The organism is Acidovorax temperans, from assembly GCF_028596105.1.
Classification (GTDB): domain Bacteria; phylum Pseudomonadota; class Gammaproteobacteria; order Burkholderiales; family Burkholderiaceae_C; genus Acidovorax; species Acidovorax temperans.
Window position 1 is genome coordinate 59,302 of record NZ_CP117193.1, and the last position, 13,249, is coordinate 72,550.

The window sequence follows — 13,249 nt, forward strand, 5'->3', positions numbered from 1 at the left end:
GCCGGGCCGGTGGCGGCCATTGGGCAGACAATGCCGTATTTCCCTCGTTACGCTGATTCCACCGCCATGAGCATTCTTCTTCTGAACGGCCCCAACCTGAACCTGCTGGGCACGCGCGAACCCCACATCTACGGTGCCGACACCCTGGCCGATGTGGAGCGCCACTTTGCCGCCGAGGCGGAGCGGCTGGGCACCACGGCCGCCTGCTTCCAGAGCAACCACGAAGGCCACCTGATTGACCGCATCCACGCTGCGCGCCTGGACGGTACGCGCGGCATCGTCATCAACCCCGGGGGCCTCACCCACACCAGCGTGGCGCTGCGCGATGCGCTGGCGGGCGTGGCCCTGCCGGTGGTGGAAGTGCACATCAGCAACGTGCACAAGCGCGAAGAGTTTCGCCACCACTCCTACATCTCGGGCATTGCCGATGGCGTGATTGCAGGCCTGGGCATCCAGGGCTATGAAATGGCGCTGCACTACCTGGTGCGCAAGCTGGCCAAGGCGGCATGAACGCGGCGGGCGCCTCGGTCCGCTAACTGTTCGCGCGGCGCTTGAGCCAGCGCATCAGCCCGCCCACCACGGGCAGCTTTTCGTACAGCTCCTCGGCGGCGTCCCAATAGTCGCGGTGCAGTGTGACCAGGCCTTGCTCGTCGAGCACCAGGTGCGAGGCGCCGCGCACTGTCTGCGTCACGCCCTTGTGAAAGTTCTGGAAGGCGAACAGGAAATCCCAGGTCAGAAAGCACTGCTGGCCTTGCACCACCCGGCCGGTGACGATGAAGCGCGGCTGTTCCAGCGCCTCGAACATATGGGAAAAGATGCCCTGGATGGCGGGCACGCCCTGCACCTCGTTGAACGGGTCTTTGAAGCGCGCCTCTGCCGCGTAAAGCTCGCCCAGTTGCGCCACACCTGCGGGCGACAGCGTTTCAAAAAAGACGATGACGCGGCTGACGGCTTCTTCCGTCAAGGCTGCTGGGGGGCTCAGGGGGTGTTCCATGGCGAGGGTTTTACAGGCCGGTAAAGCGGCGCACTGCCGGAAAGTACCACCGGTAGGGCAGCAACCGCAGCCATTTCATCCAGCGGGTGAAGCGTTTGGGGAAGTGGATGTCGAACTCGCCGTCTTCCCAGCCGCGCACGATGGCTGCAGCCGCTGCTTCGGGCGTGATGAGCGCGGGCATGGTGAAGTCGTTGCGCGCCGTCAGCGGCGTGGCCACGAAGCCCGGGTTCACCACGCTCACGCCCATGCCCAGTGCGTGCAGATCCAGGTACAGCGCCTCGGCCAGGTTGATGAGGGCCGCCTTGGTGGGGCCGTAGGCCAGGCTCTTGGGCAGGCCGCGAAAGCCCGCCACGCTGCTGACCAGGCTCACATGCCCTGGCCGCCCCATCTTGGCCGATGCGAGCATGGCCGGCAGCACGCTGGCCAGCACGCGCAAGGTGCCGGTGTAGTTCACGTCTTCGTGGCGCAGGGCTTCGGTCAGGTCGAAGTCGGTGGCGCGCATGTCGCGGTAGTGGCCCGCGCAGTAGCACACCAGGTCCAGCGGGCCGCCCGCCAGCACCTGCTGCGCAGCGGCCTTGACCTGGGCGGTGTGGGCCGTGTCCAGCGGCACGGCCACGCTGCCGGGGTGCTCATCTACAAACGCTTGCAGGGCTTGCGCGTTGCGGGCCGACACAATGACCTGCGCCCCCCGCGCATGCAGCAGCGCCGCTGTGGCTCGGCCAATGCCGCTGGAGGCGCCCACCAGCCACACGCGTCGGCCCTGCCAGTAATGGATGCGGGGATTGAGACTCATGGCGTGGCTCAGGTGCGCTTGGTGAACGACAGGGTGATCTCACCCAGCCGCACGCCAAACTTGCTCATCGTGGCGCGGTTGAGCATCACGCGCTCGTCGATCAGGTACATCCAGTCGTCAAAGTCCACGTGGTAGACCTTGCCATCCACCGGCAACGCCAGCGTGTAGGTCCAGCGAAAGGCGTTGCCCTGCGTCTGCCCCTTGGCCTGGCCCACTACGTCGTCGGCGGTGCCGGTGTAGTGGCCACCGGGCAGCTTGGTCAGCCGCCAGATGCGGCGCTGGGTGGGGCCGTCGGAATAGGTGAAGGCTTCGTCCAGCACGCCTTCGTTGTCCTTCCAGCTGCACTCCATCACCACCGTGAAGCGGCGGGCGATCTGGCCGCTGCGGCCCTGGAAGATGCCGTGGGCATCTACCGTGCCATTGAAGTACTGGGTCAGGTCCAGCACGGGCTTTTCGCTGGCGTATCCGGCCAGGTTCTGGCTGGCGCACCCGGTCAGGGCCGCAAGCGGCGCCACGGCGGTGGCGCCCAGAAGGGTTCGGCGTTGGATCATGGGAAGGCCTTGGTGGTGGGTGAGGTGCAGGGTTGCATTGAGAAAAATCACGGGGCCTGGAACGCAGCGCTGCCGGGCGTGCGCCGCACCACCAGCAGGTACAGCGCGGCAGCCGCCGCCAGCTTGAGCAGGCAGGGCAGCACGGCATACGCCAGGCTCAAGGTTTGCAGGCCGGCTTCGCTGCGGGTGCCGGGGGTGTAGCCCAGCAGGGCCAGCAGTGGCAGCGCCAGCCCGGCGGCCAGGGCCAGGTTGAGCTTGGTGGCAAAGTTCCACCAGCCAAAGTACGCGCCTTCGTGCTGGCCGCTGTCGCCTTCGTAGGCAATCACGCCGGCCAGCAGGGCGCTGGGCAGGGCCAGGTCGGTGCCCAGCGCCACGCCCGAGAGGGCGCACACCACGGCAAACGCGATGGCATCGCCAGTGCCCAAGGCTGCCGTCCAGGCAAACACGGCCACGGCCAGCAGCATGCCCATGAGCCAGGTGCGGGCCAGGCCAAAGCGGCCCACGGCGCGCAGCCACAGCGGGATCGACAGGGCGGCGCAGACGAAGTAGGCGCCCAGGAACAGCGGTTCCTGCGTGGATGGCGCCTGTAACCGGTCTTGCACAAAGAACAGCACCAGCGTGGCCGGGATGGCGCTGGCAATGCCGTTGAGCATGAACACCACCAGCAGGCGGCGGAAGGCCGGACGCCCCCAGGGCCGCCACAGGCTGGCGTGCTGGGCGGGGTGGTACACGCCATGCATGTCGGCACCCTGCGCCGCAGGCCGGGGCGCGCAGGCCCAGGCCCACCAGCCCAGCACCAGCGTGGCGGCAAACACGCCCAGCATGGCAGGCAGGCCCAGCAAGCTGGGCAGCAACGATGCCAGGACCACGCCCACCAGGGCCGCGCCTTCGCGCCAGGCCACGATGCGGCTGCGCAGTGCCTCATCACCGCCCAGGCGGGCGCCCCACGACTGGTGCGCAATGCTGAGCTGGCTGTAGGCCAGGTAGGTGGCCAGCAGGCACAGCAGCGCCCACCAGGCCAGGGCCTGCTGGCCCTGCACGGGCGGGAAGAACAGCGCCCACATGCCCAGCGCCAGCACCACGGCCGACCCGGCCCCCGCGCCCAGCACGGTGCGGGTGGAGCGGCCAAACAGCCGGTCGCTCAGCCGGCCCAGCAGCGGGTCGGTGGCGGCATCGAACAGGCGGGCCGCCAGCAGCACGGCCCCCAGCGTGGCCAGCGGCATGCCGTAGGCGCGCGCGTAGTGGTTGGGCAGCAGCACGTACAGCGGCAGCGCCACAAAGGCCAGGGACAGGCCCAGCAGGCCATAGGCCAGGCCTTGGCGTGCAGGCAGCGTGCCGGGTGCGCCAGGTGCGGTCATGGCGATCCTGCCGTGCTGCGGCTGGCCAGCAGCGCCTGGCGCAGCGCGGGCTCTGACGTGTTGGGCGAGAGCCAGATGCCAAAGAACAGGCGCGCAAATTCAGGGTCGGCCACCTTGCCCACCACCTTGTCGCCCATGCGAAAGACGGCACCGCCGCCTGGGCGGTAAATGCCGGTGAGGGTGTCGCCCGGCTTCACATCGGGCAAGGCGGCTTGCAACGCGGCTTGCCAGCGTTCGGCCTGTTCGGCGCTGAACGGGGCCACGCGCCGCATTTCTTCGATGGAGCGTTTGGCGATGGCCTGCGCGGTGAAGTTGCGCTGGTAGGTCAGAGCCAGCGCCAGGGGCTGGTCGCCGTAGCGCTCAGGGGCAAAGCCGGGGCTCACCCACAGGCGTGCCTGGTACACCTCCAGCCCAAAAAAGCGCATCGTGCCTTGGCCAGCCAGCACCGTGCCGGGCAGGGGCGTGGTTTCGCTGCCCTGTGCGGGGTTTGATAAAAAAGTGGCTGTAACGCACGCCAATAAAGCGCAAGCAGCTATCGTTTTCATAGTAAATGGCCCGGCGGTGGAAGGAGGTGGTCAGGCAGCGGCGCTGTCGTTCACCAGCGTGTACTGCACGAGGTCGATGTTCTGCATGGCAAACGCGGCTTCGCAGTAGGCGAGGTAGAACTCCCAGATGTGCATGAAGCGCTCGTCAAAGCCCAGCTTCAAAATCTCAGCGCGCTGCGCCAGGAAGCGCTCGCGCCAGCGTTTGAGGGTTTCGGCGTAGTCCTGCCCAAAGGCGAACTCGTCCACCACGCGAAGGCCTGCGGCCTCGGCTTCGCGGCGGAACTCGCGCGGGCAGGGCAGGCAGCCGCCGGGGAAGATGTACTGCTGGATGAAATCGGTGGAGCTGATGTAGCGCTTGAACAGCCCGTCGTCGATCACGATGCTCTGAATGCAGGCCTTGCCGCCGGGCTTGAGCAGGCGCTTGATGGAAGCAAAGTACGTGGGCCAGTATTCGCGCCCCACGGCCTCCACCATTTCAATGGAGCAGATGGCGTCGTACGGGCCGTCGCTGATGTCACGGTAGTCCTGCAGCCGCAGGTCGGCCTGGCCCGCCACGCCGTGCTGCGCCATGCGCTTGCGGGCAAACGCGAGCTGTTCGGTGGACAGCGTCACGCCGGTGAGCGTGGCGCCGAATTCGGTGGTGGCCATTTCGGCCAGCGCGCCCCAGCCGCAGCCAATCTCCAGCACCCGGTCGCCCGGCTGCACACCGGCCATGCGCAGCGCCCGGCGCACCTTGGCGAGCTGGGCGGTGCGCATGTCGCCACCCGCATCGCCCTCGAACCAGGCGGACGAGTAGTTCATCGTGTCGTCCAGCCACAGCTCGTAAAACGCATTGCCCAGGTCGTAATGCGCGTGGATGTTTTTCTGGCTGTTGGCCTTGGTGTTGCGGTTGAGCAGGTGCTTGATGCGGTACAGCAGACGCCCGGCCCAGGTGCCGTAGATCACGCCTTCCACCTGCTGGCGGTTGGCGATGAAGAGCTTGAGCAGGTCGGTCAGGTGCGGTGTGGTCCAGTCGCCAGCGATGTAGCTCTCGGCAAAGCCGATGTCGCCCGACTTGAGGGCGGCACTGCACACGTTCCAGTTCTTGAAGGCAATGGCCGCCGAGGGGCCGCCACCGGGGCCAAAGTGCCGCTGCGTGCCGTCGGGCAGCTGCACCGTGAGGTGGCCGTGCTGCAGGCGCTGCAGCAGTTGCAGAGCGGTGCGCGCGGCAGCGGGCGTGCCAGCGGGCAAGGCCAGGGCAGAACGGGGTGCGGTGGTGGAGTTCATGGCAGTGGTCTCGCAGGTGGGTGCGGAATACGGGTCGTGCATGTCAACGGGTCACGATCGAGGCCGGGGCCTCGGGCTTGCGATGAAAACGAACGCGCTTGAGCCACAGCTGCAGCGCGTGCCAGTGGATGCGGGCGATGATGGCCAGCGTCATGGCCGGGTAGCCCCACAGCGCCTGGCGCAGGGTGCGGGCCGTAGCGGGTTGCAGGGTGCCGCTCACGCTGGTCTGGATGAGGGGGCCATTGGCGTCGTCGTAATCAATGCGCACCACGGTGCGGCCGGCATCCTGCGGGCCGGGGGCTGTGCGCATGAAGCGGAAGCGGTAGCCGCCCGTCACTTCGCAAAACGGCGACACATGGAACACCTTGCGCGCCTGCTGCTCCACGCCGTACTGCGGGGCGTCGAGCAAATAGCAATGGCGCTCGCCAAAGGTGTTGTTCACCTCGACCAGGATGGCGCGCAGGCTGCCATCGGCGCGGTGGCAGTACCAGAAGCTCACCGGCTTGAAGGTGTAGCCCAGCACGCGCGGGTAGGTGTGCAGCCACACCTCGCCCGTGGCGTCGTCAATGCCTTCGGCCTGCAGCAGGCCGTCCAGCCACGCCAGGGCGCCGCCTTGCTCGGCGCTGCGGCCATCACCATGGTCCACGTCGTGGAAGCTGATGGCCCCGCGCCGGTTCACGGCCAGCGCGCCGGGGCTACCGCCCTGGGCCAGCGTGCGCATGGGCAGCATGGCGAAAAACGTGGCGTAGGCAAACGCATGGCGGGCAGGCCGCAGCCGCGTGTGGCGCACTTGGCCAAAGCCCAGCAGCGGCTGCGCGGTGGCGATGGGAGCGCGGGGCTCGGTGTTCATGCGGCCAGCCTTTGCGGTGCTTGCAACAGCGGCACCAGTTGGCGCGCCACGGACAGGCCGGATTTGAGCCCGTCTTCGTGGAAGCCGTAGCCCGTCCAGGCACCGCAGAACCAGGTGTTGTGCTGGCCTTGCAGCGCAGGCACCTGCTGCTGCGCCGCAATGGCGCCCAAATCGAACACGGGGTGGGCGTATTCGTACTCGCCAATGATCTGGCGCGGGTTGATGTTGCGCACCGGGTTGAGCGACACCACCACCGGCTGGGCAAACGGCAAGGGCTGCAGCTGGTTGAGCAGGTAGTGCAGGCACACACTGGTGCTTTCGCGTGCGCTCTCGCGGTCGGTTTGCTGGGCGCGCTCGTAGTTCCAGGCGGCCCAGGCAGCGCGGCGCTGCGGCAGCACGGTGGTGTCGGTGTGCAGCACGGCGCGGTTGGGCTGGTAGCGGATGGCGCCCAGCACCTCACGCTCCTGCGCTGTGGGTTGCGCCAGCAGCGCCAGGGATTGGTCGGAATGCGTGGCCAGCACCACATGGTCGAAATGCTCGGTGCCCTGGTCGGTGGACACGCGCACGCCGGCGGCGTCGCGCTCGATGCGGCGCACGGGGGTGTTCAGGCGCTTGTCGGGCACGCCGGCCAGGATTTTTTCGACGTAGTTGCGGGCGCCGCCGGTCACCGTCCACCACTGGGGCCGGTTCGCCACCTGGATCAGGCCGTGGTTGTGGCAGAAGCGGATCATCGTTGCCACCGGGAACTTCAGCATCTGGTCCGTCGGGCAGCTCCAGATGCAGCCCAGCATGGGCAGGAAGTACCAGTCGCGGAAGGCGTCGCCAAAGCGGTGTTCTTTGAGGAAGTCGCCCAGCGGCTGCATCAGCGCCTGCTCGGCATGGGCCCGGGCAATGCGGGTGCACAGCTGGTTGAAGCGCAGCAGGTCGGTCAGCATGCCCCAGAAACGGGGGTTGACCAGGTTGCTGCGCTGGGCGAACACGGTCGAGAGGTTGGTGCCGCTCCACTCCAGTGCCTTGCCGCCGCGCGCACCGGGCACCTGCACCGAGAACGACATGTCGGACTTGGCCGTGGCCACGCCCAGCTCGGCCAGCAGGGCGATCAGATTCGGATAGGTGCGTTCGTTGAAGACCAGAAAGCCCGTGTCCACCCCGTGGGTGACGGCTTTGCCCGCCGCGTTGGGCAGGGTCACATCCACCGTGTGGGTGTGGCCGCCAAAGTAGCTGCCGGATTCAAACAAGGTGACTTGCGCCTGGCTGCGCAACTGGTGCGCCACCGAGAGCCCGGAGATGCCGGAGCCGATGATGGCGACTTTCATGGCCGGCCCCCTCTGGCCGACTCAGCGAATAAAAAGGTTGCGAAGCACCCCGAAACGAATAAGAGAGGGAGGGAGGAGAAGCGCTCCAGGAGGGCAGTCGGAACCCGAGGCACCGAAAGGCTTCGCAACGTTAAACCGGGAGAGCACGTACCGCGCTCTTGCAGGGGATAGAGTGGGGCCCCTTTGCAGAAGTTCCAGAGCTGATCGCGCATTTTTTTTAAAGAAAAGTAAAGAAGGGTTGCCGCTCAGCGGGGCGCCGCCACCGCGAGCTGCTGCTCAATGGCCCGCACCAGGCTCTTGCTGTCGGGGGCGGTCATGCTGGAATAGTTGTCCACCAGCCGGCCATCGCGGCCCAGCAGGTATTTGTGGAAGTTCCACTTGGGCGCCGTGCCCGAGAGCTGGGCCAGCTGCTTGTACAGGGGCGACGCGTCGGCCCCGCGCACGGCGGTCTTGGCAAACATGGGGAACTTCACCCCGAAGGTGTTTTCGCAAAAGTCAGCAATTTCCTTGTTGCTGCTCTTTTCCTGTGCGAAATCGTTGGACGGGAAGCCCAGCACCACCAGCCCCTTGTCCTTGTAGCGGCTGTACAGCTCTTCCAGCCCCTTGTACTGGCCGGTGAAGCCGCAGTAACTGGCCGTGTTCACCACCAGCACCACCTTGCCCGCGTATTGGCACAGCGACTGGGGCTTTTCGTCCTGCAGGCGCAGATAGGTGTGCTGCAGCGTGGCCGGGCAAGCTGCAGCGCTGGCGGCGGCAGGCGCATCGGCCGCGTGGGCGGCCGGGTTGGCAAACCCCCATAGCCCCACTATGGCCAGTTGGACGACGATGTAACGATGGGTCAGTGCGGCGCGCATGGTCTTCTCTGAAGTGATGGGTAAGCAATTTAACCGCTGAATCATTTTTTGTCCAAGTGAGTTTTTATTTGTACTGATTGGTATACGGTTGACCTGCGCGTTTGGATTCAGCACGCGTGCCTGACCACCTGGCGGGCCAGGGAGCATCGGTTTTCAAGCAAGAAATGGGTGTAAAGCCCGCCAGATAAGCGCAAGCAGCTATGTTTTTAATAGCTATTGGACTGCGCAGGCGCAGAGATACCTGGGCCCAGCGCCTGCTGGCGACGCGAACGCCCTCCCGCCAAAGCCAGGCGCCGGGTAGGGGGTTGCGAGAGGGGTGCGGGGGCTTGCGGCCGCCGCAGGGGGTCAGACCAGCGGGAGCAGCCGGTCCAGCGCGATCTTGACGCGCACGTCCTTGTGGGCGACCACGCCGGTGATCTTCCATTGCGGCTGCGATGTGTCGCGGGGGATGAACTCGCCCGTGGGCATGCCCAGGCGGTTGGTGACGATGGCCACGCGCGGGGTGGTGGCGCTGATGCCGCGGCGCAGCACCACGCCCACTTCCTCGCTGGCCAGGCGCACGAAGGCGCCGGGCGGGTACACGCCCAGGCCTTTGACGAGGGCGGCGCCAGCTTCGTCCACCTTGTTTTCCTCGTCGTAATAGCTGGCCTTCATGGCCGCAGTCACGGGCATGGGCCAGCGCGAGGCGCGGGGTGAGATGCGCGCGCCAAACACGTCAGCGCGCTGGATCAGGCGTGCCATTTGCTCGCCTTCGGTCTTTTCGGCGAAGGGGCCGGGCTTGCGGTGGTGGTGGTGGCGCACGGCCTCCAGCCACACCGCGTCGGTCACCCCCAGCTCGGCCAGCATCGCGGCCGAGCGGGCGGCGTGGTCTTCCACGGCGGCAATCTGGCGGGCGGTCAGGGGCTGGGTTTGCTGTGCGAGCTGGTCTTGCAGCTCGGTCATGGCAATGTTCATGGTCAGGCCCGCAGCGCCCAGGCGGCGCACCTGGGCGGGCGACCACCGCAGCATTTCGCGGGCCACCACCATGCAGACGCAGCTGACCAGCATGGCGTGAGTGCCGCTGTACAGGCGGGTTTCCTGGGCCGACAGGAAGATCAGTGCCAGCAAGGTGGCGTCTGGCGCCTGCTCGCAGCGGCGGGCCAGGTCTTCGTGCAGGGCCTGCAGGCGCTCCCGAAAATCCACCGCCTTGGGCGCCCGCAGCACCTGCATCACGCGCAGTTGCAGCTCGGACCAGTCCAGGGGCCCGCGCTCTTCGCGGTTGCGGGCAGGGGCAGGCGCCGGGGCGGGGGCGCTCATCTTCACAGAGGCCAGCTCGCCCAGCGAGGTTTCTGCCATCAGCATTTGCTGCAAGCGGCCCACGTAGGCGCGGTAGCTGTCGCCGGATTCGTCCACATCCACGCACAGTTGAATGCCCATGCCCGTGATGTCGCTCAATGCTTTGGCATCACTCACCACAAAGCCTTTTTGGGCCAGCAACGCGCCATTGGCGGAACGCAGCGCAAAAGGCAGGGGTTGGCCGAGGGGCACCGACTCGGAATTGATGGGGACGAGGTTCATAGGCGGAAGCCATTATCCCGAGAACTGCAACTGTCAAAAGCTTGCAAACCCCCGGGCTTGCCCCGTAGTTCGGGCCTTCAACGGGCTTCAGGGGTGTTGGCCGACCCTCCCGTCACGCGCCGCCAGAGCTTTCCGAACTTCAGCCCCAGGTCGTCCACCCCGGTGAACACGGCGGGAATGACCAGCAGGCTCAGGAAGGTGGAGGTGATCAGCCCGCCAATCACCGCCACCGCCATGGGCGAGCGAAAGCTTCCGTCCGCCGCGCCCAGCCCCAGGGCAATGGGCATCATGCCCGCGCCCATGGCCAAGGTGGTCATGATGATGGGGCGCGCGCGCTTGTGGCAGGCGTCCATCAGCGCTTCAAAGCGCGTCATGCCCTGCTCGCGCCGCGCCAGGATGGCGTATTCCACCAGCAGGATGGAGTTCTTGGTGGCAATGCCCATCAGCATGATGAGCCCGATGAGCGAGGGCATCGAGAAGCTCTTTTGCGCAATCAGCAGCCCCACAAACGCTCCGCCCAAAGACAGCGGCAGCGCCACCAGGATGGTGGCCGGGTGCAAAAAGTCCTTGAACAGCAGCACCAGCACGATGTAGATGCACAGCACGCCGGTGAGCATGGCCAGGCCAAAGCTGGTGAACAGCTCCTCCATCATTTCGGCATCGCCAATGGTGATCTGGCGCACGCCGGGCGGCAGGTTGGTGATGGAGGGCAGCGCGGCCACGGCCTGCGTCACGTCGCCCAGCGGCTGGCCCGACAGCTCGATCTCGAAGTTCACGTTGCGCGCGCGGTCGTAGCGGTCCACCACGGCGGGGCCGCCGCTGAACTCCAGCGTGGCCACCTGCCCCAGCAGCACCGGGCCCTTGGCGCCGGGCACGGGCAGGCGCTCGAGCACCGAGAGGTCCTTGCGCGCATCGTCTTGCAGCTTGACGACGATGGGCACCTGGCGCGAGGCCAGGTTCAGCTTGGGCAGGGCCGTGTCGTAGTCGCCCACGGTGGCAATGCGCAGGGTCTCGGCAATGGCGCTGCTGGTCACGCCCAGGTCGGCGGCGCGGGCAAAGTCGGGGCGCACGGCGATTTCCGAGCGCACCAGGCTGGCGGTGGACGAGATGCTGCCCAAGCCGGGGATGGTGCGCAGGTCTTTCTCTACCGCCAGCGCGGCGGTCTGCAGCGCCTGCGGGTCGTCGCCGGTGAGCACCAGCACATACTTCTCGCCCGAGCCGCCCAGGCCCACCTTGGTGCGCACGCCGGGCAGGGTTTCCAGCGCCGTGCGGATGTCGGCCTCGATGCCCTGCTTGCGCGGGCGCTCGCCGCGCGCATCCAGCGTGATGGTCAGCGTGGCCTTGCGCGTTTCGGCATTGCTGCCGCCCGCGAACGGGTCCGACCCCGCCGAGCCGCCGCCGATGGTGGTGTACACGCTCTTCACATGCGCCACTGCGGCCACGCGCTGGCGCGCGTCTTCCGCCACGCCACGGGTCTGGGCCAGCGTGGCGCCAGGGGGCAGCTCCAGGTACACCTGGGTTTGCGAGTTGTCGTCCGGCGGGATGAAGCCCGTGGGCAGCAGCGGGATGAGCGCGAGCGAGCCCACAAAGAACGCAATGGTGGCGGCGAAGGTGATCCAGCGGTGCTTGATGCACCACGCAGCCCAGCGCAGGTACACGCCCATCCAGCGCGGCTCGTCGTGGGCGGTGACGATGGGCTTCAAGATGTACGCCGCCATCATGGGCGTGAGCACCCGCGCCACCACCAGGCTGGCAAACACGGCGAGCGACGCCGTCCAGCCAAACTGTTTGAAGAACTTGCCCGCAATGCCGCTCATGAATGCGGTGGGCAAAAACACCGCAATCAGCGTGAAGGTGGTGGCCACCACGGCCAGGCCGATTTCGTCCGCCGCCTCCATCGCGGCCTGGTAAGGCGTCTTGCCCATGCGCAGGTGGCGCACGATGTTCTCGACCTCGACGATGGCGTCGTCCACCAGAATGCCCACCACCAGCGACAGCGCCAGCAGCGTGATCACGTTGATGGAAAAGCCCAGCCACTGCATGCCGATGAACGCCGGAATGACCGACAGCGGCAGCGCCACCGCCGACACAAACGTGGCCCGCCAGTCGCGCAAAAACAGCCACACCACCACCACGGCCAGCAGTGCGCCTTCGTACAGCAGGTGCATCGACCCGTCGTACTCCTCCTGCACAGGCTGAACAAAGTTGAAGGCCTCGGTCACCTCCAGCCCGGGGTGGGCTTCGCGCAGTTCAGCCAGCGCCACTTTCACGGCGGCACCCACTTCCACTTCGCTGGCGCCCTTGCTGCGGGCCACTTCAAAGCCCACCACGGGTTTGCCGTTGAGCAGCGCCAGGGCGCGGGGCTCGGCAATGGTGTCGGTCACGGTGGCCACCTGGTCCAGCCGCAGATGGCGGCCATCAGAAAGGGCCAGGGTCAGGCCCGCCAGCTCTTGGGCGGTCTGCACCGTGGCCAGCGTGCGCACGGGTTGCTCGCTGCCGCCCAGGTCGGTGCGGCCACCGGCGCTTTCGGTTTGCACCAGGCGCAGTTGGCGCGATACATCGGCCGCCGTGGCGCCCAGCGCCTGCAGCTTGAGCGGATCGAGCGCCACATGCACCTGCCGATCCACCCCGCCCACGCGGTTCACGGCGCCCACGCCGGGCACGGTGAGCAGCTTCTTGGCCACGTCGTTGTCCACAAACCACGACAGCCCCTCGTCGTCCATGCGCGGCGAGGCCACGGTGAACGCCAGCACCGGCTGCGCGGCCAGGTCCATCTTGGTGATGATGGGGTCGCGCACATCGCCGGGCAAGTCAGCGCGCACGCGCGCCACGGCCGAGCGCACGTCGTCCAGCGCTTCTTGCGTGGGCTTTTCCAGGCGGAACTCGGCGGTGATGGTGGCTCCGCCATCCTGCACCTTGGTGTAGATGTGCTTGAGGCCCTGCAGCGTGGCGATGCTGTTTTCGACCTTGCGGGCCACATCGTTTTCGAGCTGGGTGGGCGAGGCGCCGGGCAGGCTCACCGTCACCGAGATGGTGGGCAGGTCCATGTCCGGAAAGTTCTGCACCTTCATGGCGTTGAATGCGATCAGGCCGCCGAAGGTCAGCAGCACAAACAGCATCAGCGCCGGGATCGGATTCTTGATCGACCAGGTAGAGACATTCATG

At 66.8% G+C, this 13,249-nt stretch carries 12 protein-coding genes; 1 reads left to right on the forward strand and 11 read right to left on the reverse strand.

Features of this window, described 5'->3' with window-relative positions; genetic code table 11:
* Positions 1-30 precede the first annotated feature (30 nt).
* On the forward strand, positions 31-510 hold the full coding sequence (gene aroQ / locus PQV96_RS00290) for a type II 3-dehydroquinate dehydratase (RefSeq protein WP_273624215.1): 480 nt from the start codon (positions 31-33) through the stop codon (positions 508-510).
* A gap of 22 nt (positions 511-532) precedes the next feature.
* Here aroQ and PQV96_RS00295 read toward each other — a convergent pair whose 3' ends face one another.
* From PQV96_RS00295 to PQV96_RS00345, 11 genes are all read right to left on the reverse strand, one after another.
* Positions 533-994 (reverse strand): nuclear transport factor 2 family protein, encoded by a 462-nt coding sequence (locus PQV96_RS00295; protein WP_273624216.1) that lies wholly within the window; start codon positions 992-994, stop codon positions 533-535.
* A gap of 10 nt (positions 995-1,004) precedes the next feature.
* Positions 1,005-1,787, reverse strand: coding sequence for an SDR family NAD(P)-dependent oxidoreductase (locus PQV96_RS00300; protein ID WP_273624218.1), 783 nt, complete (start codon positions 1,785-1,787; stop codon positions 1,005-1,007).
* Positions 1,788-1,795: 8 nt separating this feature from the next.
* Positions 1,796-2,338, reverse strand: coding sequence for a DUF3833 domain-containing protein (locus tag PQV96_RS00305; RefSeq protein WP_273624220.1), 543 nt, complete (start codon positions 2,336-2,338; stop codon positions 1,796-1,798).
* 47 nt (positions 2,339-2,385) lie between these two features.
* Positions 2,386-3,696, reverse strand: a complete 1,311-nt coding sequence (locus tag PQV96_RS00310; RefSeq protein ID WP_273624221.1) for an MFS transporter — start codon at positions 3,694-3,696, stop codon at positions 2,386-2,388.
* Positions 3,693-4,241, reverse strand: coding sequence for a chalcone isomerase family protein (locus PQV96_RS00315; protein WP_207373589.1), 549 nt, complete (start codon positions 4,239-4,241; stop codon positions 3,693-3,695). The genes PQV96_RS00310 and PQV96_RS00315 overlap by 4 nt, the downstream gene beginning before the upstream one ends.
* A gap of 30 nt (positions 4,242-4,271) precedes the next feature.
* On the reverse strand, positions 4,272-5,507 hold the full coding sequence (locus tag PQV96_RS00320; RefSeq protein WP_207373590.1) for an SAM-dependent methyltransferase: 1,236 nt from the start codon (positions 5,505-5,507) through the stop codon (positions 4,272-4,274).
* Positions 5,508-5,550: 43 nt separating this feature from the next.
* On the reverse strand, positions 5,551-6,357 hold the full coding sequence (locus PQV96_RS00325; RefSeq protein WP_273624222.1) for a DUF1365 domain-containing protein: 807 nt from the start codon (positions 6,355-6,357) through the stop codon (positions 5,551-5,553).
* Positions 6,354-7,673 carry an NAD(P)/FAD-dependent oxidoreductase gene (locus tag PQV96_RS00330; RefSeq protein ID WP_273624223.1) on the reverse strand — a complete coding sequence of 440 codons (1,320 nt, stop codon included), beginning with the start codon at positions 7,671-7,673 and terminating at the stop codon, positions 6,354-6,356. Before PQV96_RS00330 ends, PQV96_RS00325 begins: the two co-directional genes overlap by 4 nt.
* A 245-nt stretch (positions 7,674-7,918) precedes the next feature.
* Positions 7,919-8,527 (reverse strand): glutathione peroxidase, encoded by a 609-nt coding sequence (locus tag PQV96_RS00335; RefSeq protein WP_198846108.1) that lies wholly within the window; start codon positions 8,525-8,527, stop codon positions 7,919-7,921.
* Positions 8,528-8,872: 345 nt separating this feature from the next.
* The gene (locus PQV96_RS00340; protein WP_207373593.1) at positions 8,873-10,084 is read right to left on the reverse strand and encodes an HD-GYP domain-containing protein; all 1,212 of its coding nucleotides are present in this window, start codon (positions 10,082-10,084) and stop codon (positions 8,873-8,875) included.
* Positions 10,085-10,161: 77 nt separating this feature from the next.
* On the reverse strand, positions 10,162-13,248 hold the full coding sequence (locus tag PQV96_RS00345; RefSeq protein ID WP_207373594.1) for an efflux RND transporter permease subunit: 3,087 nt from the start codon (positions 13,246-13,248) through the stop codon (positions 10,162-10,164).
* Position 13,249 lies beyond the last annotated feature (1 nt).